The sequence below is a fragment of the uncultured Merdimmobilis sp. genome (assembly GCF_902471145.1).
Classification (GTDB): domain Bacteria; phylum Bacillota; class Clostridia; order Oscillospirales; family Ruminococcaceae; genus Merdimmobilis; species Merdimmobilis hominis.
The window spans coordinates 246278-271481 of the sequence record NZ_CABRJC010000002.1; the positions used below are offsets into that span (position 1 = coordinate 246278).

The 25204-nt window shown below is 57.0% G+C and carries 18 protein-coding genes and 1 riboswitch; of the genes, 13 read left to right on the forward strand and 5 right to left on the reverse strand.

What is annotated here, in order from left to right; all coding sequences use genetic code 11:
* Window positions 1–273 precede the first annotated feature (273 nt).
* From RDQ42_RS02560 to RDQ42_RS02570, 3 genes are all read left to right on the forward strand, one after another.
* A complete protein-coding gene (locus RDQ42_RS02560; protein WP_308588216.1) occupies window positions 274–1578 on the forward strand; it encodes an amidohydrolase in 1305 nt (434 codons plus the stop codon).
* Between the two features lie 61 nt (window positions 1579–1639).
* Complete coding sequence (locus RDQ42_RS02565) at window positions 1640–1951, forward strand: MGMT family protein (RefSeq protein ID WP_071427369.1); 312 nt, start codon at window positions 1640–1642, stop codon at window positions 1949–1951.
* 200 nt (window positions 1952–2151) lie between these two features.
* Entirely contained in the window at window positions 2152–3327 is a 1176-nt protein-coding gene (locus RDQ42_RS02570; protein WP_054332085.1) for a M20 family metallopeptidase, read from the forward strand.
* Window positions 3328–3471: 144 nt separating this feature from the next.
* Here RDQ42_RS02570 and thiW read toward each other — a convergent pair whose 3' ends face one another.
* Window positions 3472–3978 (reverse strand): energy coupling factor transporter S component ThiW, encoded by a 507-nt coding sequence (gene thiW, locus RDQ42_RS02575; RefSeq protein WP_054332144.1) that lies wholly within the window; start codon window positions 3976–3978, stop codon window positions 3472–3474.
* A gap of 73 nt (window positions 3979–4051) precedes the next feature.
* Window positions 4052–4161, reverse strand: a riboswitch (TPP riboswitch).
* Between the two features lie 305 nt (window positions 4162–4466).
* Between thiW and RDQ42_RS02580 the strand changes: the two genes are divergently transcribed.
* From RDQ42_RS02580 to RDQ42_RS02600, 6 genes are all read left to right on the forward strand, one after another.
* Entirely contained in the window at window positions 4467–7421 is a 2955-nt protein-coding gene (locus tag RDQ42_RS02580; protein WP_331275200.1) for an acyl-CoA dehydratase activase, read from the forward strand.
* Window positions 7422–7424: 3 nt separating this feature from the next.
* A complete protein-coding gene (locus tag RDQ42_RS10000; protein WP_071427366.1) occupies window positions 7425–8711 on the forward strand; it encodes a 2-hydroxyacyl-CoA dehydratase in 1287 nt (428 codons plus the stop codon).
* Between the two features lie 37 nt (window positions 8712–8748).
* Complete coding sequence (locus tag RDQ42_RS02585; RefSeq protein ID WP_369949172.1) at window positions 8749–9477, forward strand: response regulator transcription factor; 729 nt, start codon at window positions 8749–8751, stop codon at window positions 9475–9477.
* Between the two features lie 302 nt (window positions 9478–9779).
* Window positions 9780–10946: an AI-2E family transporter gene (locus RDQ42_RS02590; protein WP_231358747.1), complete on the forward strand. Its 1167-nt coding sequence runs from the start codon at window positions 9780–9782 to the stop codon at window positions 10944–10946.
* Between the two features lie 36 nt (window positions 10947–10982).
* Window positions 10983–12518: a cardiolipin synthase gene (gene cls, locus RDQ42_RS02595; protein WP_071427363.1), complete on the forward strand. Its 1536-nt coding sequence runs from the start codon at window positions 10983–10985 to the stop codon at window positions 12516–12518.
* A gap of 201 nt (window positions 12519–12719) precedes the next feature.
* Entirely contained in the window at window positions 12720–14402 is a 1683-nt protein-coding gene (locus RDQ42_RS02600; protein WP_231358748.1) for an FAD-dependent oxidoreductase, read from the forward strand.
* On the opposite strand, the gene RDQ42_RS02605 is transcribed toward RDQ42_RS02600, so the two are convergent.
* Entirely contained in the window at window positions 14387–15268 is an 882-nt protein-coding gene (locus tag RDQ42_RS02605) for a LysR family transcriptional regulator (protein WP_231358749.1), read from the reverse strand. The two genes, RDQ42_RS02600 and RDQ42_RS02605, sit on opposite strands and share 16 nt — an antisense overlap.
* A 125-nt stretch (window positions 15269–15393) precedes the next feature.
* On the opposite strand from RDQ42_RS02605, the gene RDQ42_RS02610 reads away from it, so the two are divergent.
* From RDQ42_RS02610 to RDQ42_RS02625, 4 genes are read left to right on the forward strand one after another with little or no spacing between them, the layout of a single operon-like run.
* Window positions 15394–16326 (forward strand): 4Fe-4S binding protein, encoded by a 933-nt coding sequence (locus tag RDQ42_RS02610; RefSeq protein ID WP_231358750.1) that lies wholly within the window; start codon window positions 15394–15396, stop codon window positions 16324–16326.
* A complete protein-coding gene (locus RDQ42_RS02615) occupies window positions 16326–17300 on the forward strand; it encodes an ABC transporter substrate-binding protein (RefSeq protein ID WP_231358751.1) in 975 nt (324 codons plus the stop codon). The genes RDQ42_RS02610 and RDQ42_RS02615 overlap by 1 nt, the downstream gene beginning before the upstream one ends.
* Before the next feature lie 16 nt (window positions 17301–17316).
* The gene (locus RDQ42_RS02620) at window positions 17317–18294 is read left to right on the forward strand and encodes an iron ABC transporter permease (RefSeq protein WP_054332078.1); all 978 of its coding nucleotides are present in this window, start codon (window positions 17317–17319) and stop codon (window positions 18292–18294) included.
* A complete protein-coding gene (locus RDQ42_RS02625) occupies window positions 18287–19054 on the forward strand; it encodes an ABC transporter ATP-binding protein (protein ID WP_308588218.1) in 768 nt (255 codons plus the stop codon). The genes RDQ42_RS02620 and RDQ42_RS02625 overlap by 8 nt, the downstream gene beginning before the upstream one ends.
* A 73-nt stretch (window positions 19055–19127) precedes the next feature.
* Here RDQ42_RS02625 and RDQ42_RS02630 read toward each other — a convergent pair whose 3' ends face one another.
* From RDQ42_RS02630 to RDQ42_RS02640, 3 genes are read right to left on the reverse strand one after another with little or no spacing between them, the layout of a single operon-like run.
* A complete protein-coding gene (locus RDQ42_RS02630; protein ID WP_308588220.1) occupies window positions 19128–21416 on the reverse strand; it encodes a hypothetical protein in 2289 nt (762 codons plus the stop codon).
* An 18-nt stretch (window positions 21417–21434) separates the two neighbouring features.
* Entirely contained in the window at window positions 21435–22994 is a 1560-nt protein-coding gene (locus RDQ42_RS02635; protein WP_308588222.1) for an Ig-like domain repeat protein, read from the reverse strand.
* Window positions 22973–25078, reverse strand: coding sequence for an RND family transporter (locus tag RDQ42_RS02640; protein WP_204211278.1), 2106 nt, complete (start codon window positions 25076–25078; stop codon window positions 22973–22975). Before RDQ42_RS02640 ends, RDQ42_RS02635 begins: the two co-directional genes overlap by 22 nt.
* Window positions 25079–25204 lie beyond the last annotated feature (126 nt).

The following is a 25204-nucleotide window of genomic DNA, read 5'->3' on the forward strand; positions in this document are numbered from 1 at the left end:
TAGAAAATGTGCCATTATTTGAGCTCCCATCCAACTTTGGCTGGAGATTGCAAAGGCAGCCGGAATTTCCGGCTGCCTTTTTCATAGGGCTTTTAGATGTATAGGGAGGGACAATGGTCGGACTGGGTCCCCATGGATGGATGTGGACATTTTCGCTGAAACAGAAAAGATTATTCCGAAAAAAATGTGTGGATTGACATAGGCGATTTCCACAGATATACTAAAAAGTAAAACATTTTTGGACAGCAAAATGGATTTGAAGGAGGGCAAAACATGGACAAGCAGGCACTTAAACAGGCTGTGTGCGCGGCCATCGACCAGCACCGGGAGAAAATCTTTGAAATCGGCGAGGCCATCCGGGTCAACCCGGAGCTGGGGTACAAGGAGTTTAAAACCGCCCAACGGGTCAAAGAGGTATTTGAGGAGATGGGCCTTCCCTATCAGGAAAAGGTGGCTCTCACCGGGCTCATCGCCCAGATGAAAGGCCGTTCCCCCGGCGTCAAAATGGCGGTTATGGGGGAATTGGATGCGGTGGTCTGCCCCGGACATCCCCAGGCGGACCCAGTCACCGGTGCGGCCCATTCCTGCGGGCACCACGCCCAGGTGGCGGCGATGCTGGGCATGGCTATGGGCCTTCAATCCGGCGGCGCCATGGAGTATCTGGACGGCGACCTTTCGCTGATGGCGGTCCCCGCTGAGGAGGCGGTGGAAATTGAGTGGAGGCAAAGCCTCATCGACCAGGGGAAGATCCGCTACATCGGCGGCAAACAGAACATGATCAAAGATGGGTATTTTGACGACATCGACCTGGCGATGATGGTCCACGGCACCACCGGCGACAAGATCGAGATGGCCGACACCAGCACTGGGTTTGTGGTGAAGTTTGTCCGCTACCTGGGCAAAGAGGCCCATGCAGGCGGTGCACCCCACCTGGGCATCAACGCCCTCAATGCGGCCCAGATCGGCCTTGCCGCCATCAACGCCAACCGGGAGACCTTCCAGGACAAGGATACCATCCGGGTTCACCCCATCATCACCAAAGGCGGGGATTTGGTCAATGTCGTCCCTGCCGATGTGCGGATCGAGACCTACATCCGCGGCAAGACCATGGAAGGGGTGCTGGACGCCTCCAAAAAGGTCAATCGGGCGCTCAAAGCCGGCGCTGATGCAGTGGGAGCCCAGGTGGTCATCCAGGAAATCCCCGGCTATATGCCCCGGATGAACGAAAAGCGGATGAACCAGCTGTTTGAGGCCAATGTCACCCCGCTGGTGGGGTCGGACCACGTGGTCAACAACGGCCACACCACCGGCAGCAGCGACTTTGGCGATATTATGCACCTGATGCCGGGTATCCACCCCTACATCGGCGGCGCAGTGGGCCGGGGCCACAGCAGCGACTACCAGATTGTCGACCCGGAGATGTTCTACATCGTCCCCGCTAAAGCTATGGCTATGACGGTTATCGATTTGTTGTGGGACGGCGCGGCGGAGGCCAAAGCCATTGTAGAATCCTACCAGCCGGTGTACAAAAACAAAGAGGAGTACCTGGCCGCTTGGGAGGAACTGATGAAGGGCTAACCAAAATGAAACAATTTGGGGCGGGGGAGAATTCCCGTCCTGTTTTTTGGAGGAATTGGTTGTGGAAGAGGGATTTTTTACCCGCGTGTACCAGATCGTAGAGCGGATTCCGCCGGGAAAGGTGGCTACCTACGGGCAGGTCGCCTTCCTGGCAGGCAGTCCCCGAGCCGCCAGGGCAGTGGGGGAGGCGATGCGCCGCTGCCCCTATTTTGAAGTCCCCTGCCACCGGGTGCTCAATCGCAGAGGGGAGCTGTCCCCCGCCCCGGCATTTGGTGGCCCAGGCGTCCAACAGGGCCGCCTGGAGGCCGAGGGAGTCGCAGTCGGCCCAGATAACCGGGTGGATCTGACCCAGTTTCAATGGGATGGAAAATGAAAGCAATCCTTCACAGCAGAGTTGGATTTGGGGAAAACGGAGAGTTCTCTCCCCCAATTCCGGGAAAGTCACCGGAGAAATAGCGGATATGTGCAAATGTTATGCAAGAATTTATGCATTTTACATTTTGACCGGAACCACCAAAAAAGCTATAATGGAATCAGAAGATTTTGGACAACAATGGGAAAGGTGGTACTAGTATGAATCCGATTTTACAAAGAGCCAAAGAGTTGGAGAGCGAGATCATCGCCAACCGGCGTTACCTGCACCAGCACCCGGAAATCCGGGATGAACTGCCCAACACCACAAAATTCGTCATGGAAAAACTGACCGAAATGGGCTATGAGCCCAAGGAAATCTGCAAGGGCGGCATCGTCGCCACAGTGGGCAACCCTGGAAAGGTGTTTCTGCTGCGGGGCGATATGGATGCCCTCCCCATGGAGGAGGACACCGACCTGGAATTCCGCTCCTGCAACAGCTATGCCCACACCTGCGGCCATGATACCCACACCGCTATGCTGCTGGGTGCGGCAAAAATCCTCAAGGAGCATGAGAAGGAGCTGAAGGGCACCGTCAAGCTGATGTTCCAGCCCGCGGAGGAGATTTTCACCGGCGCCCAGGCGATGATTGATGCCGGCGTTATGGAGAATCCCCACGTGGATGCGGCCCTGGCTACCCACATCGCCTCTTCTGGCCTGCCCTGCGGCATGATCTCCTATAAGGAAGGCCCTTCCGGCGCGTCGGCTGACATGTTCACCATCACCATCAAGGGCAAAGGCGGCCACGGCGCCTATCCCCACGCTGCGGTGGACCCGGTCAACATTGGCGCCCATGTCGTCCTCACCCTCCAGGAGTTGGTGAGCCGGGAGGTCAACCCCTTGGAGCCCTGCGTTCTGACCATCGGAGCCTTCCAGGCCGGCGACGCTGGAAACATCCTGCCGGAATCTGCTGTGTTGCGGGGTTCTATCCGCACCTTCAACAACGATGTGCGCAACTTTATCAAACAGCGCACAGTGGAGCTGTGTGAGGACACTGCCAAAAAGTTCCGGGCCGAGGCCAAAGTGGAGTTCACTTCCGGCGTCTGCCCGCTGATCAACGACGGGGAATTCACCCGGGAGATCGTCGGTTACCTGGGGGATTTGGTCCCTGCCGACAAGCTCTGCACCCGGGAGCCGGAGATGGGCTCTGAGGACTTTGCCCTGGTCACCCAGATGGTGCCCGCCACCTTCCTGTACCTGGGCGCTGAGGTGGAGGACCCGGCCCAAGTGCGCCGCGGCCACAACCCCAATGTCCTGTTCAACGAGGACTGCTTCCACCTGGGTACTGCTGCTCTAGCCCACTGTGCCATCCAGTGGCTGGATCGCCACAGCAACTAGCAGATGCTGAAAAAGGGGCTGACCCTGGGCGGCCCTCTCAAACAGATTTGAATATTTGAAGAAACGGCATAGCTTAAAGCTATGCCGTTTCTTTGTGGAAAAGGATATTGTGTGGGAATGCCTACGCTTTTCTTTGAGGAAAGGTTACACCCCTAAGCTGTGTTTCACCTGGTCGAGGGCCTTGGTCCGATCTAAGGCGGTGAGGAAGGCCACTGATAGAAGAGCGCCGCCCACCGAGCTGATCAAGAAGGGGAGCACATAGGCAAAAAGGGCAGCCTCTTTGCCGAGGAGCAGGGTGGCCACTGGGTAACAGAGCAGGCCGCCCAGGATGCCGGTGCCCACCGTCTCCCCCAGGAAGGCGGCCCACATCTTATGGGTTCTCTGGTAGAGGAGACCGCACAGCAGGGCCCCCACCATGCTGCCGGGGAAGGCAAGCAAGCTCCCGGTGCCCATCAGGTTTCGGATCAGCGAGGTGGCAAAGGCCATGGCAACGGCATATCCCGGGCCAAGGATGACACCTCCCAGCACATTGACCGCATGTTGAATGGGGAAGCACTTAGATGCCCCCACCGGGATGTAGAACGCGGAACAGACCACCCCCAGGGCGGTCAGCAGGCCGGCAGTGGCCAGCTTTTTGACAGAATGCTGCATAAAAAGTCCCCCTTTTTGAAAATGCCGGGAGGTAAAGAGAAAGCCGCCGATCCCAATAGCGGAATGGCGGCAGAAAATCACGATCAAAGCTCCCTCCGCCGGCATTATCCGTATCAGGTTAGCGGGTCGAGACGGCATTACGTCTCCTCTCAGCCTGCTGCGCAAGCTCCCCGGATGCAATTGTTCCTATTTAGGATATCCAGTTGTGCTGACCTTGTCAAGGGAAAACGGAAAAAATGTAACCAACTGTTACAGAAATGGGCAAAAAAAGTCGAAATACGGCAAAAAATTAACAGAATCTTTATACTTTGGACAAATATCGGTTACATGCTGTTCTTGACTATTCCTTTTTAATTAGTATAATGGGGGCACATAGAAAATGTTGAAATAACACAAAAAAACCAGAATTTTCCCAAAAACGGTCTAAATTATTTGTGAGTATTTGACATAGTGAAAAGATGAAGTGTTCTGTAATTGGAGGGTCGGCTATGGGCCTTAAACTGGGAATTGACATCGGTTCCACCACGGTCAAAGTGGTGATCATGGATGGGGATGCTATTTTATGGCGGCGTTATGAACGCCATTTTTCGCAGGTGCGGCAGAAAACGGCGGAATTGCTGGAGGCCGCCCGCCAGGTGGTGGGAGACCAGCCTCTTCACGCGGCAGTGTCAGGCTCTGCGGGGTTTGGGGTGGCAAAACTGATTGGAATGCAGTTTATCCAGGAGGTGTTTGCCACCGGACAGGCCATCCGTTACTTCGGTATAGATGCGGATGCGGTCATTGAGCTGGGGGGAGAGGACGCCAAGATCCTCTTCCTCACCGGCGGGGTAGAGGAGCGGATGAACGGCAGCTGTGCTGGCGGCACCGGCGCGTTTATCGACCAGATGGCGACTTTATTAAATGTCACCACCGATGAACTGGATGAATTGAGCTTGCAGCACACCCGGATCTACCCCATTGCCTCCCGGTGCGGGGTGTTTGCTAAAACCGACATCCAGCCCCTTCTCAACCAAGGGGCCCGCAAGGAGGATCTGGCCGCCAGCATCTTCCAGGCGGTGGTCAATCAGACCATCACCGGCTTGGCCCAGGGCCGCCCCATCGAGGGGAAGGTGGTCTTCCTCGGGGGGCCGCTTTACTTTTTGAAGGGCCTGCGGGAACGGTTCCAGGAGACGTTGAAACTGGATGCTGACCACGCCTTTTTCCCCGAGTGGAGCCAGTACGCCGTGGCCATCGGCACTGCGGTTTACGCCGATGAAAATGCCCCGGAGACCACCCTCTCTCAAGTGATGGAACGGATAAAGAGCGCTTCAGAGGAGAGCCACAGCGGCCGGTATCTGGAGCCGCTTTTTCAAAACCGGGGAGAATACGAAGAATTCTCCCGCCGCCACAGCTCTGCCACGGTGGAGGAGCGGGATCTATCCAGCTATGAGGGATCTGCTTACCTGGGCATTGACTGTGGAAGCACCACCACCAAGCTGGTGCTCATCGGCCAGGAGGCGGAAATTTTATACCAGTACTACAGTTCCAACCAGGGCAACCCGGTGGAGCTGGTTCGCCGGCAATTGACCGAGGTCCGCCGGCTCTGCGGGGACCGGGTGGCCATCCGTGGGGTGGTGACTACCGGTTACGGGGAGGAATTGATTCAAAACGCCTTCCACGCCGACGCCGGCATTGTGGAAACGGTGGCCCACTTCCGGGCGGCCCGGTTCTTTGACCCGCAGGTGGATTTTATTTTGGACATCGGCGGCCAGGATATCAAATGCTTCAAGGTGCGTTCCAACGCCATCGACAGCATCATGCTCAATGAAGCTTGTTCCTCCGGGTGCGGCTCTTTCATTGAGACTTTTGCCAAATCCATGGGCTACTCCACCGAGGAATTCGCCCAAAAGGGCCTCTTCGCCAAGTACCCAGTGGATTTGGGTTCCCGCTGTACGGTGTTTATGAACTCCTCGGTCAAGCAGGCCCAGAAAGATGGGGCCACAGTGGAGGATATCTCCGCCGGGCTCTCCATCAGCGTGGTGAAAAATGCGGTGTACAAGGTCATACGGGCCACCAGTGCCAGCGAGCTGGGACACAATGTGGTGGTCCAGGGGGGCACCTTTTACAACGACGCGGTGCTCCGGGCCTTTGAGCGGGAGCTGGGGGCCAACGTCACCCGCCCGGTCATCGCCGGGCTGATGGGCGCTTATGGGGCCGCCCTCAGCGCCCGGGAGATGAACCTATCCCAGTCGAGCCTCCTCTCCCTTCAGGAGCTGGAGGATTTCACCCATACCGCTAAACCGGCAGTCTGCGGCCTCTGCCCCAACCGCTGCAATTTGACGGTGAATTCCTTTGCCGGCGGGGGAAAATACATCTCCGGCAACCGGTGCGAGCGCCCGCTGGGCAGCCGCCCCAAGGAGAGCGCCCCCAACCTGTACCAGTTTAAACTGAAGCGGCTGGTGGACCTCTCCGCCCAAGGAAAACCCGGCCCGCGGGGCAAAATCGGTTTGGCTCTGGGGATGAATATGTATGAAAACCTCCCCTTCTGGCATACCTTCTTTACCCAGCTGGGGTTTGAAGTGGTGGTATCACCGCCTTCTACCGTGGAGCTGTTCGCCAAGGGGCGGTACACCATCCCATCCGATACCGTCTGCTACCCGGCCAAGCTGATGCACGGCCATATGGAGTACCTGCTGGAACAAGGGGTGCCCACCATCTTTTACCCCAGCCTCACCTACAACTTCGATGAGAAGCGGGGGGACAACCACTACAACTGCCCTGTAGTGGCCTATTACCCAGAACTGCTTCACGCCAACCTGCAAAAGCTTTCCCAGGTGCGGTATCTGTACCCCTATTTGTCTACCGATGACCCAAAATCTTTTGTGCGGGAAATATATACCTATCTGCGCCAATACGTGGCTGACCTGACCAAAAGAGAGGTCAAACAGGCGGCAGAGCAGGCGTACCAGGTTTATTACCGCTGGCATGATGACCTGCGGCTGGAGGCGGAGAAAGCCATCGCTGAGACCCGCGCCCGCGGGGGCAAAATTATCGTGCTGGCCGGCCGGCCTTACCATGTGGACCCAGAGGTCAACCACGGCATCGACCGGCTGATCAGCGGCCTAGGGGTGACCGTCCTCACCGAGGACAGCATCTTTGAATTGGCCGCGCCCCAGAGGGTCCGGGTTCTGAACCAGTGGACCTACCACGCCCGGATGTACTCCGCTGCCCAGTATGTGGCCACCCAGCCGGATATGGAGCTGGTGCAGCTGGTCTCCTTTGGCTGCGGCATCGACGCCATCACCACCGACGAGGTGCGGGACATCTTGGAATCGGCGGGGAAATTATACACTGAGTTGAAAATTGATGAAATTAACAACCTTGGGGCGGTAAAAATTCGCATCCGAAGCCTTCTGGAGGCCATGGAGGAACGCCGCCGCGCCCGGGAGAAAGGGGAGAACTGATCCATGGAGCAATGCACACGGCCCTGTAGCCAATGCGCAGGCGCCCTTAAGGAGGAGAGGGTGGTCTTCACCCAAGAGATGAAGAAAACCCACACCATTCTAATTCCCACCATGCTGCCCATCCACTTCCGGTTTATGGCCAACATCCTGGAACAGAAGGGCTATAAGGTAAAGATACTGGAGAATGCCGGCCGCAGCGTGGTGGACGAAGGTCTGAAGAACGTCCACAACGACACTTGTTACCCCGCCTTGTTGGTCATCGGCCAGATGATCGACGCCCTGAAAAGCGGGGAGTATGATCTGGACAAAGTCGCTCTGCTGATCACCCAGACCGGCGGCGGCTGCCGGGCGTCCAACTACATCCACCTGCTGCGCAAAGCCCTGCAAAAAAGCGGCTTCGGCTACATCCCGGTGATCTCCCTGAACATCGGCGGATTGGAGAAAAACCCTGGCTTTACTCTCTCGGTCTCCGACTATGAAAAGCTGATGTACGCGGTGATCCTGGGGGATTTAATCATGCTCCTTGCCAACCAGTGCCGCCCTTATGAGGTGGAAGAGGGGGAGACCGACCGCACCGTCAACCGGTGGATCGAAGTGATGAGCGAATTCTTCCGGGGCAAAAAGGTGCTGAACTGGGGCAGAATGAGACCCTACTGCACCCAGATCCTCCGGGATTTTGCCGCCATCCCCAAGGCTGGGAAGCAGAAAATCCGGGTGGGGGTTGTTGGGGAAATCTACGTCAAGTACTCCCCTTTGGGCAATAACAACCTGGAGGACTTCCTCCACAGCGAGGGCGCTGAGGTGGTTGTGCCCGGCCTTCTGGACTTTTGCCTCTACTGTGTGTACAATATGATAGAAGACCATAAGCTCTACGGCGGCCCCAAGGGGAAATACTGGGCTGCCCAAGCGGTCTACCGGTATCTGGTGGGCAAAAAGCGGAAGCTGATCGAGTTGATCCGGGAAGAGGGCACCTTTGACCCGCCGGAGGACTTTGAAGCGATCCGCGCCATGGCAGAGGGGTACATCAGCACCGGCATGAAGATGGGGGAGGGCTGGCTCCTCACCGCAGAGATGGTGGAGCTGATCCACAAGGGGATCAACAACATTGTTTGCACCCAGCCCTTTGGGTGCCTGCCCAACCACATCGCCGGCAAGGGGATGATCCATCTGATCAAGGAGAAAAACCCTCAAGCCAACATTGTGGCGGTGGACTACGATCCCGGCGCCAGCGAAGTCAACCAGCAGAACCGCATCAAACTGATGCTGGCCAATGCGGCGATGGCCCAATAGCGGGCCTAAGATTGGATTGGGCAAAGGAGGAATTGGGATGAAGACAATGATTTTAGTGGTGGAGGACGACAAGGCAGTCCGCAACCTGATCACCACCACCTTGGAAACCCAAGGCTATGCCTTTGTCACCGCGGAAAAGGGGAGCGACGCTATCTCCGCAGCGGTGTCTTACCGGCCGGATGTGATGATCTTGGACCTGGGCTTACCGGACATAGATGGGGTAGAAATCATCAAAAAGGTGCGGTCCTGGAGCAACAATCCTATTATTGTAGTCAGCGCCCGCAGCGAGGACCGGGATAAGATCGACGCCTTGGATGCCGGGGCGGACGATTACTTGACCAAACCCTTCAGTGTGGAGGAGCTTTTGGCCCGCATCCGGGTGGCGCTGCGCAAGATGAATTACGACAACAGCCCGGTGAAAAATAGCCCAGTGTTTGTCAACGGCTCCTTAAAAATCGACTATTCCGCCGGGTGCGTCTATGTGGACGGCAGGGAAATTCACCTCACCCCTATCGAATACAAGCTCCTGTGCCTGTTGGCCCGCAACGTGGGCAAGGTGCTCACCCACAACTACATTCTGCGGGAGGTGTGGGTCAACGCCTTGGAGAGCGACACCCCATCTCTGCGGGTGTTTATGGCTACCCTGCGCAAAAAGATCGAGAAGAACCCCTCCCGGCCCGAGTACATCCAGACCCATGTGGGGGTGGGGTACCGGATGATCCGCCTTCAAACCGAAGAGGAGAGCGCTTCTGAAAAGGATGAATAATCAAAGGTCCCGGCTGGAAGGATACCCCATGTGGGGGGATTCTGTATGGCCGGGGCTTTTTTATATAAAAGACAAAATTTGCACTTTATTCACAGATTCCTCAAACCACGTCCTCTACAATTCTCTGGGGCTTTGTGATACAATAGTCACAAAGTGGTAACAAGGGAGAAATTTCTCCTTAGGCCAGGGCGGGGGAAAAGTTTCCCAGCAGCGCCGGTTCTGCGACACTGTAAAATTGTGACCGTTTTGTGAAAGCCAAGGCGGATCAAAACGCGGCCAAAGGCCGTGAGGAGGAAAAAAGGTTGGAGTTTGATAGGCGTACAACCAAAACTTTATTTGCCCTAGTGGCTTTTGGAGTCCTGGGCTTTTGGGTTCTGGAAAATTTTAAAGCAGTTTGCTCCGTTTTAGGTGGGATACTCGGGCTGTTCTCCCCTTTTGTAGTGGGTGCGGCAATCGCGTTTATCCTCAATGTGCCCATGCGGGCGCTGGAGCGGGGGCTGTTTTCCAAGGTGGGCAAGGATGGGAAGCCCCCCCGGTTTGCCCGCCCGGTATCGCTGCTGCTGTCCCTTCTGGGCGTGCTGGCGACCATTGGGGTGGTGCTTTTTTTGGTGATCCCCGAAGTGATGCGCACTTTCCGCACCATTGGGGAGGGCATTCCCATTCTGCTCAATTCCCTGTACCAGTGGGCCAGCCAGTTTGAAGGGGAGTGGCCGGGTTTCTCCCAGTGGATCCTCTCCCTCCAGGTGGATTGGGAGGGCTTTGCCCATTCCGCTCTGCAATTTCTCCGGAGCGGTGCGAGCAACTTCCTTTCCTCCACGGTGAATGTGGCCACTTCGGTGGTGGGCGGTGTGTTCCGGGGGATCATGGGGCTAATTTTCGCCATCTATATCCTGCTGCGCAAAGAAACGCTGGCAGTGCAGTTTAAAAAGATGACCTATGCCTTTTTGCCGGAGCGGGTGGCGGATGAGATGATCCGCATCCTCACCATGGCGGAGAAGACTTTCTCCAACTTCATGGCAGGCCAATGTGTGGAGGCGATGATCCTAGGGTCGCTGTTTTTTGCCGCCATGCTGCTGTTCCGCCTGCCCTATGCGCTGATGATTTCAGTTCTTATCGCCTTTACTGCACTGATTCCAGTGTTCGGCGCCTTTGTGGGTTGTTTTATAGGCGCCTTTTTGATTTTGGTCACTAGCCCTATGAAAGCGGTTGAGTTTGTAGTGCTGTTCTGCATTTTGCAGCAGCTGGAAAACAATTTGATCTACCCCCGGGTGGTGGGCACTTCAGTGGGCCTGCCCGCCATGTGGGTGATGATGGCGGTGACAGTGGGTGGCAGCACTACCGGCGTGGTGGGCATGCTGGTAAGCGTCCCCCTGGCATCGGTGCTTTATTCCCTGTTGCGGGAGAAGGTCTATCGGAATTTGCGCGTCCGTCGGGTTCCCGCTGGGAAGTGGAAGCCCCGGGAGCGATAATCGGAACCGGATTTTTAAGGAAAGAAGGGGAAAGACGTGAAAAAGGTTTTACAGTTTTTGTTCCATCGGGTGGTCATCGTCGCTGTGTTTATCGCCATCCAGGTGCTGATCTTAGTGGGGATCATCTGGCGGTTCAACAATTATTTCGTGTATTTTTATGCTTTCTCCATTCTGCTCAGCGTGTTGGTTCTTCTGTGGATCATCAACAACCGCAGCAACCCTGCGTATAAAATTGCTTGGATTATACCAATCCTGTTGTTCCCCATCTTTGGCGGCTTGTTCTATTTGATGTTCGGTGGGAACAATCTCACCCAAAAGACCCGCTCAAAGATGCGCGCTTCCGAGGAGAAAGCCTATTCCCTGCTGGAACCCTACAACAGCATCGTGGAGGAAATTGAGGTGCAGAACCGGGAGGCGGCCAACCAGTCCCGCTATATTACACAGTATGCCCACTGCCCGCCGTTCCGGGAGACCTCCAGCGAGTTCCTCCCCATTGGCGAGGTAAAATTTGAGCGGATGGTGGAGGAACTGAAAAAAGCAGAGCATTTTATCTTCCTGGAGTATTTTATCATCCAGGAAGGGAAGATGTGGAACACCATTTTGGAGATCCTCAAGGAAAAAGCTGCCCAGGGCGTGGATGTGCGGGTCATGTATGACGATGTGGGCTGTATTATGACCCTGCCCTACAAGTACAATGAAAAGCTGGAGTCCATGGGCATAAAATGCTGTGTATTTAACCCCTTTATTCCCATCTTGTCCTCTAAGCTCAACAACCGGGATCACCGGAAAATCTGTGTCATCGACGGCTGGGTGGGCTTTACCGGTGGTATCAACCTAGCTGATGAATACATCAATGCCTACGAAAAACACGGCCATTGGAAGGACTGTGCCATCCTCCTCAAAGGAGAAGGGGTGTGGAGCCTGACATTGATGTTCCTCTCCATCTGGAACTACATCCGCCCCACTGACACCGACTACGACTGCTTCCGCCCCAGCCTGTACCAGAAGCAAGAGATCGAGCAGGACGGCTATGTCCAGCCCTTCACCGACAGCCCCTTGGATGGGGAGACGGTGGGCCGCACTGTGTACCTCAACCTGATCAACAAGGCCCAGAGGTATGTCTACATTGCGACACCCTACCTGATCATCGACAACGAGATGATTACCGCCCTGACGGTAGCGGCAAAATCCGGCGTGGATGTGCGGATTATCACCCCCCATGTGGCGGACAAGTGGTTTGTCCATGCGGTCACCCGGGCGTATTATGATGTCCTGGTGGATGCGGGGGTCAAAATCTATGAATACACCCCCGGCTTCATCCATGCCAAAACTTTTGCAGTGGACGATGAATATGGGGTGGTAGGTACCATCAACCTAGACTATCGCAGCCTCTATCTCCACTTTGAGTGCGGCGCATGGCTGTATCAAACCAAGAGTATCTTGGATGTGAAGGAGGATTACCTGAAGACCCTGGAAAAATGCCAGGAGATCACGGCGGAACAGTGCCGCAGCGTTCCGTGGTTCGTCCGGCTGTGCCGGGCAGTGCTTCGGGTATTTGCCCCGCTGATGTAATAAAAATAAGGCCGCCGATGGCATCCATCGGCGGCCTGTTTGCATCAAGATGAGTTTAAGCAAGCACACGTCCCCAGCAGAAAAGGATTGGAAATCCCCTATGATGGTTATTCCAATGGCCTATTTTACAAAGCCTCTTTCTCTATGTTATACTGAGGTTACATTGGATGAGACCCGTATTTTGGAAGGAGGATAATCTTGATGAAAACTGTAATTGTCGGCGGTGTAGCCGGCGGCGCTTCGGCAGCTGCGCGGCTGCGGCGGTTGGATGAATCCGCAGAGATTGTGATGTTTGAGCGGGGAGAGTACATCTCCTTTGCCAACTGCGGCCTGCCCTATTACATCGGCGGGGAGATTGTCAAAAAATCGGCCCTCACCCTGCAAACCCCCCAGAGCTTCCGATCCCGGTTTAACGTGGATGTGCGGGTGAACAGCGAGGTAACCGCCATTGACCGGGCGGCGAAGACGGTCACCGTCAACAGCAAGGAGAGAGGGGAGTACACCGAGAGCTACGACAAGCTGATCCTCTCCCCCGGAGCGGCTCCTATCGTCCCCAACATGGAAGGGGCGGACCTGGACCGGGTGTTCACCCTGCGCAACATCCCGGACACCATTAAAATTAAGGAATATGTGGAAGAGGAATTCCCAGGCAGCGCCGTGGTGGTCGGCGGAGGGTACATCGGCGTGGAAATGGCTGAAAACCTGAAAAAAGCCGGCGTGGAAGTTACTATTGTGGAGCTGGCCGACCATGTAATCGCCCCCCTGGACTACGACATGGCCTGTGACGTCCACCGCCATCTTCGGGAAAAGGGGGTAACCCTCATCCTCCAAAATGGGGTGCAGTCCATCGCCGAAGAGGGCAGCAAGCTGAAAGTCACCCTCTCCTCCGGCCAGGTGGAGACCGATATGGTCATTCTGGCCGTGGGGGTACGGCCGGATACCGCCTTAGCCAAAGAAGCTGGCCTCACCCTCAACCCCCGCGGGGCCATTGTGGTGGATGAACACATGCTCACCAGCGACCCGGACATTTACGCCGTGGGCGACGCGGTGGAGATCACCGACTTTGTCACCGGCCAAAAGGGCTACATCCCTCTGGCAGGACCTGCCAATAAACAGGGCCGCATCGCCGCCGACAACATCTGCGGCATCCCCTCGGTTTACAAAAATACTCAAGGTTCTTCGATCCTCAAGGTGTTTGACATGACCGTGGCTACCACCGGGGTCAATGAGCGGACCGCCAAGGCCGCCGGCCTCAACTACGACAAAGTATACACCTACTCCAACAGCCACGCTTCCTATTACCCAGGCAGCACCGGTATGTCAATCAAGACCATTTATGAAAAGGGTACCGTCCGCATCCTCGGCGCCCAGATTGTGGGCTTCGACGGGGTGGATAAGCGCTGTGATGTGCTGGCAACCGCCATCCGCGCCGGGATGACCGCCTCCGACCTGTGCGACCTGGAGCTGTGCTATGCCCCGCCTTTCGGCTCGGCCAAAGACCCGGTCAACTTTGTGGGCTATGTCATCGAAAACACCCTCTCTGGCCAGGTGAAAAATTTCTTCTGGGACGATGTGGCCTCCCTGCCCCGGGATGGCAGCGTCACCTTGTTGGATGTGCGCACCGACTCCGAGCGGGCAAATGGCCAGTACATCGAAGGGTTCCTCCACATCCCGGTGGATGAGCTGCGCCAGCGGGCTGGGGAGCTGGACAAATCCAAACCGGTGTATATCCACTGCCGCACCGGCCTGCGCAGCTATGTGGCCTGCCGGATGCTCGCCGGCATGGGCTTTGACTGCTACAACCTCTCCGGCGGGTGGAGATTGTATGAATCCATCCTCAGCGAGACCAAATCCCCGGAACACGGCTGCTACGACCCCAACTGATCGGCAGGCAACAGCTCCCCGAGGAATGCCCGCAGGGGTTCCGACAGGAATTTGTTTTTGTGATAGATCAGGTTGAAGGTCCGATGGAGCTTCACATCTTCTACGGGGAGGGTGTGAAGCTCTTTTGCGGACTGCTCTGCCAGCTGGCGGGAGACCACTGAGAGCCCTTGGCCTTGGGCCACCGCCGCCAGGATGGAGTCGGAGCTGTGGCAGACCCACTTCTGCCGCACCGAAATCCCTGCCTGGTCAAGGAGGGTTTCAAACCGCTCCCGGGTGCCGCTGCCCGGCTCCCGCAGGATAAAATCCTGGCCGGAAAGTTCGGACAAGGCCACCGACTGCCGCCCGGCAAAGGGATGGCAGGGGCCACAGATCAGCACCAATTCATCCTCCAGCACCGGGCGGACGATCAGATCCGGGCTGGTGACCTCCCCCTCCACCAAAGCCAGGTCCAGGCGGCTCTCCAGGATCATCCCTTCGATGACCTGGGTGTTGTCCACCCACACCTGGGTGGTGACGGTGGGATGGCGCTCCTCAAACCGGCGGATGATAGAGGGCAGGGCGCAGCTTCCCACCGTTATGGTGGCTCCCACCCGCAGGGCGTGATGGGTGGAGGCATAGCTTAAATTCCGCTCCATCTCGTCGAAGAGTGCGATGATGTGGCGGGCGTAATCCAAAAGCTGCCGCCCTTCCTTGGTGATGTACAGCTTTTTGGAGAGCCGTTCGAACAGCTTTACCCCGTATTGCTCCTCAATCTCTGAAATCACCTGGCTGACGGTGGGTTGGGAGATGTAAAGCTCTTTGGCGGCAGCCCCCATTTTGCCGGTTTGAGCCACAGCAATGAATACCTTCAGGTGGCGGATGGTCACGGCGGATTCCCCCTTATCAATAGTAATAATCCTATGAGTTTGATTTGATTTTACTATTTTACCCATGGAATTACAAGGAGTATAATCAGAAATAACTGCGAAAGAACAAGAAAGAAGGATGTACAGTGGCACTTTTGGAACAGGATATCAAACGGGTCAAGGGCTTGGGCTTTTTGCTCAACCGCGGGACCGAGGAATTCTCCGGCCGGATTATCACCGAGAACGGCATCCTCACCGCCAAGCAGATGCAATGCCTCAGCGAGGCTGCCGAGAAGTTCGGCAACGGCAACATCACCTTTACCTCCCGGCTGACGGTGGAGCTGCCCGGCATCTCCTACGACAACATCGACCCCTTCATCGACTATGTGGCCGGTGCCGGTATGGTCACCGGCGGAACCGGATCCAAGGTCCGGCCAGTGGTCTCCTGCAAAGGCACCACCTGCGTGTTCGGCCTCTACGACACCCAGGCCCTGGCCAAGGAGATCCACCAGCGGTTTTATGTGGAATACCACGATGTCGTATTGCCCCACAAGTTTAAAATCGCGGTAGGCGGCTGCCCCAACAACTGTGTAAAACCCGACCTCAACGACCTGGGCATCGTCGGCCAGAGGGTACCTAAGCTGGATGCCGGCAAGTGCCGGGGCTGCAAAAAATGCGGTGTGGCTGACGCCTGCCCCATGGCGGCGGCCGTGACCGGGGAGACACTGTCCATCGATGCAGAGCGGTGCAACAACTGCGGCCGCTGTGACGGAAAGTGCCCCTTTGGCGCCCTGGAAACTGAGGAAACCCTATACAAGGTGTATGTGGGGGGACGCTGGGGCAAACAGGTGCGGATCGGCAGCGCTTTGAACAAGCTCTTTACCCGGGAAGAGGTGCTGGATGTGGTGGAAAAAGCCATCCTCCTCTTCAAGAGCAAAGGGGAGTCCGGAGAGCGTTTTGGCCAAACCGTGGACCGGCTGGGCATCGCCAAGGTGGAAAAGATGTTGATTTCTGACAACCTGCTGAAACGCAAAGAGGAAATCCTTGAGATAGAAACGGTGGGAGGGGCCAAATGCTAATGAGACGTCTTGCAGCCCTGGCCCTGGCTGGTGTGCTGGCCCTTGTACTCTTGGCGGGGTGTGGCCAAAAGCCGGCGGAGCAGGGGAGTTCCTCTTCCCAAAGCGCCCAAGCTGAGGCTTTTTACTCCTTTACCGATGACTCCGGCAGGGAGGTGTCCCTGGAGAGCCAGCCCCAGCGGGTGGTGGCGCTGATGGGCTCCTATGCCGAGACCTGGATGCTGGCCGGCGGCGTACCGGTGGGTGTCACCGAGGACGTGATCTCAGAGCGGGGCCTCACCGTAGGGGAGGAGACCAAAGTGATTGGCACCGTCAAGGGCCCCAGCACCGAAGAAATTTTAAACCTGGACCCGGATTTTATTCTCCTTTCCACCGATGTGGCGGAGCATGTGGAATTGGACGGCATGCTGACCCAGGCAGGCATCCCCCACGCCTATTTTAAGGTGGAAAACTTTGAAGATTATCTGAATATGCTGAAAATCTGCACCGATCTCACCGGCCGGGCGGATTTGTATGAGGAGAACGGAATCGCCGTACAGGCCCAGATAGACGCCATTTTGGAGAAGGTGCAGGAGAATCGGCCTGAGGAGCAGCCCACGGTGTTGTTTATCCGCGCCCTGTCGACGACGGCAAAGGCCAAATCGGATGACAACATGACCTGCCGCATCCTCAAGGATTTGGGCACCGACAACATCGCCGCCCGCCACGACTCCCTTTTAGAGGAGCTGAGCATGGAGACCATCCTCGCAGAGGACCCGGACTATATCTTTGTCACCACCATGGGCAACTCCCAGAAAGCCATCGACGCCCTGAAGGCGGGAATCCAGTCCAACCCCGCCTGGGGGAGCCTCTCGGCGGTGCAGAACGGCCGGTATGTGGTGCTCCCCAAAGAGTTGTTCCATTACAAACCCAACGCCAGATGGGCCGAGAGTTATGAGTACCTTGCAAAGATCCTCTATCCCGACCTCTTTGCATAAGCGGGGGCGGCGGGAGATGGTTTTGGCGGCCTCTGCCTGCCTGTTGCTGGCTTTGGCGGCATACAGCATCTGCGCGGGTGCGGTGCCCATCTCCCTGGGGGAGCTCTGGCAGGCCCTTTCCACCGGGGATACCGCTTCCAAAGCCGGGAGGATCATCCACTTTGTCCGGCTTCCCCGCACATTGGCCGCCCTGCTGGCCGGGTGTGCCCTGGCGGTCTCCGGCGCGACGCTGCAGACGGTGCTGAGCAACGCTCTGGCCAGCCCCAACATCATCGGAGTGAATGCCGGGTCCGGCCTTTTCACCATCGCGTTGGCGGCATTTTTCCCCGCTTATGTCCAGTATACCCCTTTGGCTGCCTTTCTGGGGGCGCTGTTCGCGCTGCTGATCGTCTACGGCATCGCCTGCAAGACCGGTGCCTCCCGGATGACCATTGTCCTCTCCGGCGTGGCGGTCTCCAGCTTTTTGGGGGCGTTTACCGACGCCATCCTCACCTTTATCCCCGACACTCAGATGAACCGGATGGCATTTTTGGTGGGCAGCTTTGCCGGCGCCTCCATGGAGCAGGTGAAATTTGCAGGCGGGTGCATCCTGCTTGGCGTCGCAGCAGCCATGGTGCTCAGCTATGACATGAACGTCCTCGCCCTGGGGGAGGAGACCGCCTCCTCCCTGGGGATGCGCACCGGGCTGTATCGGATGGCCTTCCTAGCTATAGCTGCCCTGTTGGCGGGCAGTGCGGTCAGCTTTTCCGGCCTCATCGGCTTTGTGGGACTCATTGTCCCCCACGCCGCCCGGGTGCTGGTGGGGCAGGATAACCGGTATCTCATCCCCTTGTGCGCCCTGCTGGGCGGGGCCTTCACCTTGGGGTGCGACATCGCCGCCCGGACCTTATTTGCCCCCTTTGAAATCCCAGTGGGGATTGTCATGTCCTTTTTGGGCGGGCCGTTTTTCATCTATCTCTTGCTGAGCCGAAAGGGGAGAAGAGCCCTTGATTAACCTGGAATCGGTGACCGCTGGATACGGTGGGAACCCAGTGCTCCGCGGCCTTACCCTCCGATTTGAAAAAGGTGGAATAATCGGTATCCTCGGACCCAACGGCTGCGGGAAATCCACCCTGCTCAAGGTGGTGTCCGGTCTACTGAAACCTACCTCCGGACAGGTGTGTTTGGGGGGGAAGCCCCTCCTCAGCTACTCCCCCAAGGAGCTGGCGAAAGAGGTGGCGGTGCTCCCCCAAAGCCGGGAAATCCCCGCCATCCCGGTGGAGGCGCTGGTCTCCCACGGCCGGTTCCCCTATCTGGGGTTCCCCCGGAAGCTTGCCCCCACAGACCACAGCGCCGTAGAATCCGCCATGGAGCGGGCTGGGGTGCTGGAACACCGGCATAAGCTGCTGTCTGCCCTCTCCGGCGGGGAGCGGCAGAAGGTGTACTTAGCTATGGTCTTGGCCCAAGACACCCCCATTGTTCTCATGGACGAGCCTACCACCTACCTGGATATCAACCACCAGTTTGAACTGCTGCGCCTTGTCCGGGAGCTGGCGGATTCGGGGAAAACGGTTCTTGTGGTGATGCACGACCTGGCCCAGGCCCTGGAAACCTGCGACCGGATTCTCCTGTTGGATCACGGGGAAGCCATCGCTTATGGCCCCGCTGGGGAAGTGGCCGACTCCCGGGCCATTGACCGGGTGTTTGGGGTTGTCTCCCAGCGGGTGGAGGACCTTAAGGGCCGCGGCCACTACCTTTTTTCCGAGCAAGCGTAAGGTATCCATTATGATACAACAAAGAAAAAGCCCCTCGGTTTTTTGAAAACCGAGGGGCTTTTTGCCTTTTGTTTTATTTGAAAAGGTTGACCAGCTTCTGCCAGAAGGAGGGCTTAACCTCCTCCTGGATCACGGGGGCCTCCTCTTCTTCTATCTGAATTTCGGCCACCTTCATGACAAACTGCACCGAATCCACCTGGGTGTTTTTATCGCTGACAAAGGATACCATATCGAAGTCGCCGCCCCGATATTCATCCAGCATCTTGTCGATTTCCTCATCCACCTTAGAATCCATCTCATCGGACTGATCCCGCAGTTCGGTGGTGCCGTCGGTCAACTCGATAGTGCCGTCCTTGAGCTCGGTGGTTCCATCAAACAGCTCATCCACACCATCCCGCAGGTCGCTGGCCCCATCGAACAGCTCCTTAGAGCCGTCCAGCAGCTCCTGTACGCCGCCTACCAGCTCGCTGATGCCGGATCGCAGTTCCAGAATGCCATCATAAAGGCTGGTATAACCGGTGCTCAGCTGTTCGGTGCCCGCCATGTATTGGAGGGTGCCCATGCACAGGGTGTTGACCTGTTTGAATTGTTTCAGGCTGGCCAGCTGAGTTTGGAGGATTGCCAATTGGTCACCGGGATCAGCCAGTTCGTTTTGGTGTTGAGGGAAACTCGGGGAGGGGTTTGCCGGGGCCGATGGACGGTTGGCGTTGCCTCCTTCATCGGCGGGAGGAAGGAGCTGTCCCTCTCCAGAACTGGAACCCTCGCCGGTGGAATTGCCGCCAGAATTGCCCTCAGAGCCTTCCCCGGTGGAGCTGTCACCAGAGTTGCCCTCGGAGCCCTCGCCGGTGGAGCTGTCGCCAGAGTTGCCCTCAGAGCCTTCCCCGGTGGAGCTGTCGCCAGAGTTGCCCTCAGAGCCTTCCCCGGTGGAGCTGTCACCAGAGTTGCCCTCGGAGCCCTCGCCGGTGGAGCTGTCGCCAGAGTTGCCCTCAGAGCCTTCCCCGGTGGAGCTGTCGCCAGAGTTGCCCTCAGAGCCCTCGCCAGTGGAGCTGTCACCAGAGTTGCCCTCAGAACCCTCGCTGGAAGTATCTTCAGAACCCTCCTCTGAAATGGAGCCATCCTCGTCAACCGAAACGGCTGCACTGAGAACCCGGACGGTCATCTCTGGGGCGAGTGCGGCCAGTTCGATGGAGGAACCTCCGCTTTCCAGTTGTTTGATGGCGGCCTCTATCTGGCCGATGGCCAGGTCAAAGCCTTTGTCCAAGGCCATTCCCACCTGGAGCAGATAGGTGGTATCCAGCGGGTCAGAGGGGGTGGGGGGAAGTTGGATGGGCACCCCGCTGCCCTCCAAGGCGGAGATCATCTGCTGCTGGGTGGCGGCGATGCCGGCCTTCAGCTCCCGGGAGCTTTGGTTCAGTTGGTCAAACCCTGCTTTCAGCTGGTCAGCCCCCTCTTTCAGATCGCCCGCGCCGCTGCGCAGCTTATCTGCCCCTTCATCCAGGTCCTTGACCCCATCGTAGAGGTCATCGGTGCCGTCATAAAGGTCGGCAGCGCCGTCTTTCAGCTCTAGGGCGCCATCCTGCAGCTGGGTGGCTCCGTCGTCTAGCTGGAAGGCGCCATCGTCCAGTTCTTTCGCCCCATCCTTTAACTCGTAGATTTTATCCTTGATCTCGGTGGTGTCCGGGTCGTCGATGTCCAGGGTGAGGGGGATGCCGTTGATCTGGATGGCGTCCATCTCAAAGTCGGTTACATCGGCGGAGATGGTGAAGTCCTTCTCTTTGCCCGGCAGGACGATGTAGGACATCTGCTTGTCGCCGCCCACATTGGCTAGGGTAGCGCTGGGGGCGGAGATGTTTTTGCACCGCTCGCTGTCCAAGAGCACTGTGGCCTGGATGGCGAAGTTGTCAAAATACACCGGATTGGCGTCTGGGTTCTGCCGCAGGGAGAGGGTCATCTCCAGATGGCCTTCTTTGCCAGCCAGTTCCCCGCCAGATATGGGCTGGCCGTCCAGCTGGTAGGTGACGCTGACCAGCCAGGGGATTTGGGCGCTGTCCAGCTCCCCTTGGTAATAGAATTTGCCCTTTGGGGCGGTGAAGGAGATGGCGCCATCCTGAACCGAAAGCTCCTCGGTGGTGGTCAGGTTTTTGACCTCCCGGTAATTGCCGAAGTCGGTGACCGGCTGCTCTTCGGTTAGGTCATAGGCGTTGACCACATAGATGCTCTCCACCGACCCGTCGTGGGAGAGGTTGATGTAGACGACCTCGTCCTTTTCCACCGGATCTTGGGCAAAGGCGGTGGAGGCCGTTGATGCGATGAGGATGGCGCTCAGCACCAGGGCAAGCGCCTTTCTGCCATAGTATTTCAAAGGAAAGACCTCCTGTTGTTAATCGTTGATGGTAAAGGAAGCTGCCAAGGGGAGGGGAAGCTGGCTCCCCTGAGGGGAGGCGGTGTAGACTTGGCGGTTGCCCGCCTTGTCGGTCAAGGTGGCTCGGGTCAGGCGGTAGGTACCCTCCTGCTTGGTCTGGAAAGATTTGACCTTCCCTTCGTAACCGCTGCCTTTTTCCTTGAGGGTGACGTTGATGGATTTGCCCTCCGCATTTTTAAACTGGAGTTTGACACTGTCCACACCGGATAAGTCGTCCCTTGCCTTGGCGGTGATGGTCAAGTCGTCCCCTGCGTCGATGGACTCCTTAGAGGGAGCTACCGACAACAGCTGGGGTCCATTTTCATCCGCTTGGGAGACACCGCCGCTGAGGGTAAAGGACACCGCCTGGGGCAGGGGGAGCTTATGGTTCCAATCCTTGATGTCAGCAGGGCGACAGTAGGCTTGGTAATTTTTGGCCTCGTCCATCAGCGCCACATTGTCCAGCTGGAAGGTGCCGTCCGGCTCATAGCGGCTCACCTGGAGCCAGCCGGTGTACACCCCGCCCAGCCGGTCATCCTTGGTCAGCACCTTGGTAACCGAGCGGTCGTTCTGGTCGTTTTGGAACCGCAGGGTGATGTGCTCCACGCCGGAGAGGTCGTCGCTGGCTTTGACCTGTACCCGGTATTCCCGGTTGTTGCCCTTGCTGCGGCTTTCCACAATGGAGATCGATTGAAGTGCCGGAGGGGTGTTGTCCCCGGTTTGAGGCCCCACCTGGAAGGAGCAGCTCACCGGCAGGGGGAGGCTGTCCTCCTCCCCGTTGGAGGCGTAGGTCACCGATTCGCCGGCCCGGTCTTTTACCGTGATTTTGAGAAGGGTGTAGCTGCCTTGGGGCTCGTGGTCCGGGATGTCCAGCTCCGACCGGTAAACCCCGGCGGCCACCTGATCCTCTTCTTTGATATCGTAGATCAGCCGCCGCCCGTTTTGGGGGTTCCAAAAGACAGTGGTGGCCTTGTCAAAGCCTATGGGAGCTTGGGGCAGTGTGAGGGAAAGGGCGGTGGAACATCCGGCTGACAGGTCCTGCCGCTCCACCTGGCAGGCGAGAGGGGAAAGGGTGCCAGGGTCCTTCACCACCTGGAAGGAAGGGATCTCCTCCAGGGCTTCTTCCTCGTCATCGTCCCGGATGTCCTCTTCCCGCCGGTACAGGCTGCGGTTGCCGGATTTGTCGGTGAGGGAGGCGCTTTTGAGGCGGTAGACCCCCTCCGGCGCAGTGGCGGGGATGGAGAGTTCCCCGTTGCAGAGGCACTCCTTTTCCGCCCCTTCGGCGGATGTCTTCAAGGTGACGGTGAGGGTTGTTTTGGTGTTTTCCTCTTCAAACCGCAGGAGGATGGAGCGGATGCCGTCCTCATCCCAACCGTTGGCCCCGATGAAAAGGGTGGACCCAGGGGAGACTACCGAGCGGGAAAGGGAGAAGTCATAGAGTTCCGGCCCACCGTTGTCGGTGTCGGCAAAGGCGTTCACCGGCGCGCCTATTAAAAGGAGGGCAGTGAATAGGGAGATCAGTTTGTGGGGGTTTTGCATGGTTCCAGCTCCTTTCCAGTTTTTTGGTTCTCGGGATAGAATTCCTGTTTTTTGGTGGTTTTTCGGATCAATCCCTCCAATGTGGTCAGCAGGGTGGGCAGGAACACCAGCACCAGGATGGCCGAGAGGACGGCGCCCCGGGCGATGAGGATGCCCAGCTGGCTGATGACCCCGTTGGTGGAGACAAAGCCCAGCACCAGGCCGGCGGAAGTCATAATCCCCGCCGAGGTGAGGATGCTGCCCGCTGTGCCCTGGATGGTGCGGAAGGCAGCCTCTGATTTAACCATGGAGGTGCGGTTTTCAAAATACCGGTTGGCAAACAGGATGGCGTAGTCCACCGTGGCGCCAAGCTGCACCGAACTGATGATCAAATAGCCGATGTAGTTGAGGGTCTGGTCGGTGAAGTAGGGTACCGCCATGTTGATGTAAATAGAGGATTCAATGGTCAAAAGGAGCAGGATGGGCAGGGAGAAGGAGTGGAAGGTGAACAGGAGGATCACCGCGATGGCCCCGATGGCGATGGCGTTAACCTTGATGCTGTCCGCTGTGATGGTGTCCTTCATGTCGTAGACATTGACGCTCTCACCCGCCAGGTGGTAAGCGCCGGGGTAATACTCCTCGGCCATATTCCGCACCTTTTCCACAAAGGAGAAGGTCTCGTTGCTCTCGCTGGGGAGCCGGGCGGTGATGACCATGCGGGTGTATTCGTCGGAGTTGAGCTGGCTGAGCTGGTCTTTTGGAACATAAGCCTCTGGGATGGATTTGCCGGCGTTTTCCACATAAGAGAGCACCGAGGATACCTCTGGCAGGTCTTTGAGCCGGTCGTTGAGCTCCTGCTCATAGGCTCGATTCCCTCTTGGCACCATCAGGGCGAAAGTGGAGGACTGGCCAAACAGATCCTCAATAGCTTCCCGATCCATGGCAACCTGGGAATCCGGGCTGGCCATACCGGAGGTGCCGTACATATAAGAGATTTGGTGCTGTGCCAAAAAGCAGGGGATCAGCAGTACCGCAACCCCAATGGTGACCAACCTCTTTACCCGATTGGTGCCTTTGGCCAGTTTTTCAAAGGAGGGCATAAAGGAGCGGTGTGCAGTCTTGTCAATCCACTTGTAACAGCAGATGGTCATGCAGGGCATAAACACCAAGGTGGTGAGCAGGGAAATGGCGATGCCCTTGGCTAGCACATAGCCCATATCCGGGCCGATTTTGAACCGCATGGCCACCAGGGCTACAAACCCAACTACAGTGGTCAGGCCGCTGGATAGGATGGAGGTGGCGGAACCGGCCACTGCCTTGGACATGGCGTCCAATGGAGCAAGGCCCTCTGCCCGGGCATCCTCAAACCGCTCCAGCAGGAAGATGGCATAGTCCATCGAGCAGGCCAGCTGCAATATGGCGCCTGTGGTGTTGGTAATGAAGGAGATTTCGCCGAAGATCAGGTTGGTGCCCATGTTGATGATGATGGCCACACCCACGTTGATCATAAACAGCACAGCTTCAAACCAAGAGGTGGTGGTGAACAACAGGATGCAGAACATCAGCGGTATGATGATGGACATCATGTGCTGGATCTCCACATCGGTGGTAATCTGTGCATTGACCGTATCCACCGGGTTGCCGCTCATGGCGCCTTCTTCCCCAATGATAGCCCGGATGGCTTCCAAGGTCTGCTCCTGGTTTTCATCGGCCACCGTTACTGAAAAAAGGGCATTGCCGTCTTTGTAGTAATCTTCCACGGTTTTAGCGCTTTGGATCTCTAGGGGAACCTGGATATTCACCTGGTCATCCAGCCAGATGACATCTTCCACCCCGTCTACTGCGGCGATCTCTTCCTTGTAGGAGAGAGCCTGGGGGATGGAGACATCCCGCACCATAACCCGCACATTGGGTACCGCTTTGTCATAGGATTCATTCATCACATCCAAGGCGATGGTGGAGGGAGCTTCATCTGGCAGGTAATCCACCAAGTCATAGTTGATGCCGACCATGGTGGTGAGGACGCCACACAGGATTGTGCCGCCCAAAAAAAGGGCCAGCACTGCGCCCCGCCATTTTAGCATCTGTTTGATAGCCCGTTCCAAACGATTACCTCCTATAAACTGTAGAGTGTTTAATAAACAAATGTTGACTATCTTGGCAAAAATCATTATAATCAACTTATGGACAGTTTACCATATTCAAATAAGGATGGTTTTGTCCGATACTAA

Coding starts and splice junctions, on each gene's coding strand:
- RDQ42_RS02635 (WP_308588222.1), bottom strand. CDS start 22,994: ATGCAAAACCCCCACAAACTGATCTCCCTATTCACTGCCCTCCTTTTA.
- RDQ42_RS10000 (WP_071427366.1), top strand. CDS start 7,425: ATGGAGCAATGCACACGGCCCTGTAGCCAATGCGCAGGCGCCCTTAAG.
- RDQ42_RS02620 (WP_054332078.1), top strand. CDS start 17,317: ATGGTTTTGGCGGCCTCTGCCTGCCTGTTGCTGGCTTTGGCGGCATAC.
- RDQ42_RS02585 (WP_369949172.1), top strand. CDS start 8,749: ATGAAGACAATGATTTTAGTGGTGGAGGACGACAAGGCAGTCCGCAAC.
- RDQ42_RS02560 (WP_308588216.1), top strand. CDS start 274: ATGGACAAGCAGGCACTTAAACAGGCTGTGTGCGCGGCCATCGACCAG.
- RDQ42_RS02580 (WP_331275200.1), top strand. CDS start 4,467: ATGGGCCTTAAACTGGGAATTGACATCGGTTCCACCACGGTCAAAGTG.
- thiW (WP_054332144.1), bottom strand. CDS start 3,978: ATGCAGCATTCTGTCAAAAAGCTGGCCACTGCCGGCCTGCTGACCGCC.
- RDQ42_RS02600 (WP_231358748.1), top strand. CDS start 12,720: ATGAAAACTGTAATTGTCGGCGGTGTAGCCGGCGGCGCTTCGGCAGCT.
- RDQ42_RS02615 (WP_231358751.1), top strand. CDS start 16,326: ATGAGACGTCTTGCAGCCCTGGCCCTGGCTGGTGTGCTGGCCCTTGTA.
- RDQ42_RS02570 (WP_054332085.1), top strand. CDS start 2,152: ATGAATCCGATTTTACAAAGAGCCAAAGAGTTGGAGAGCGAGATCATC.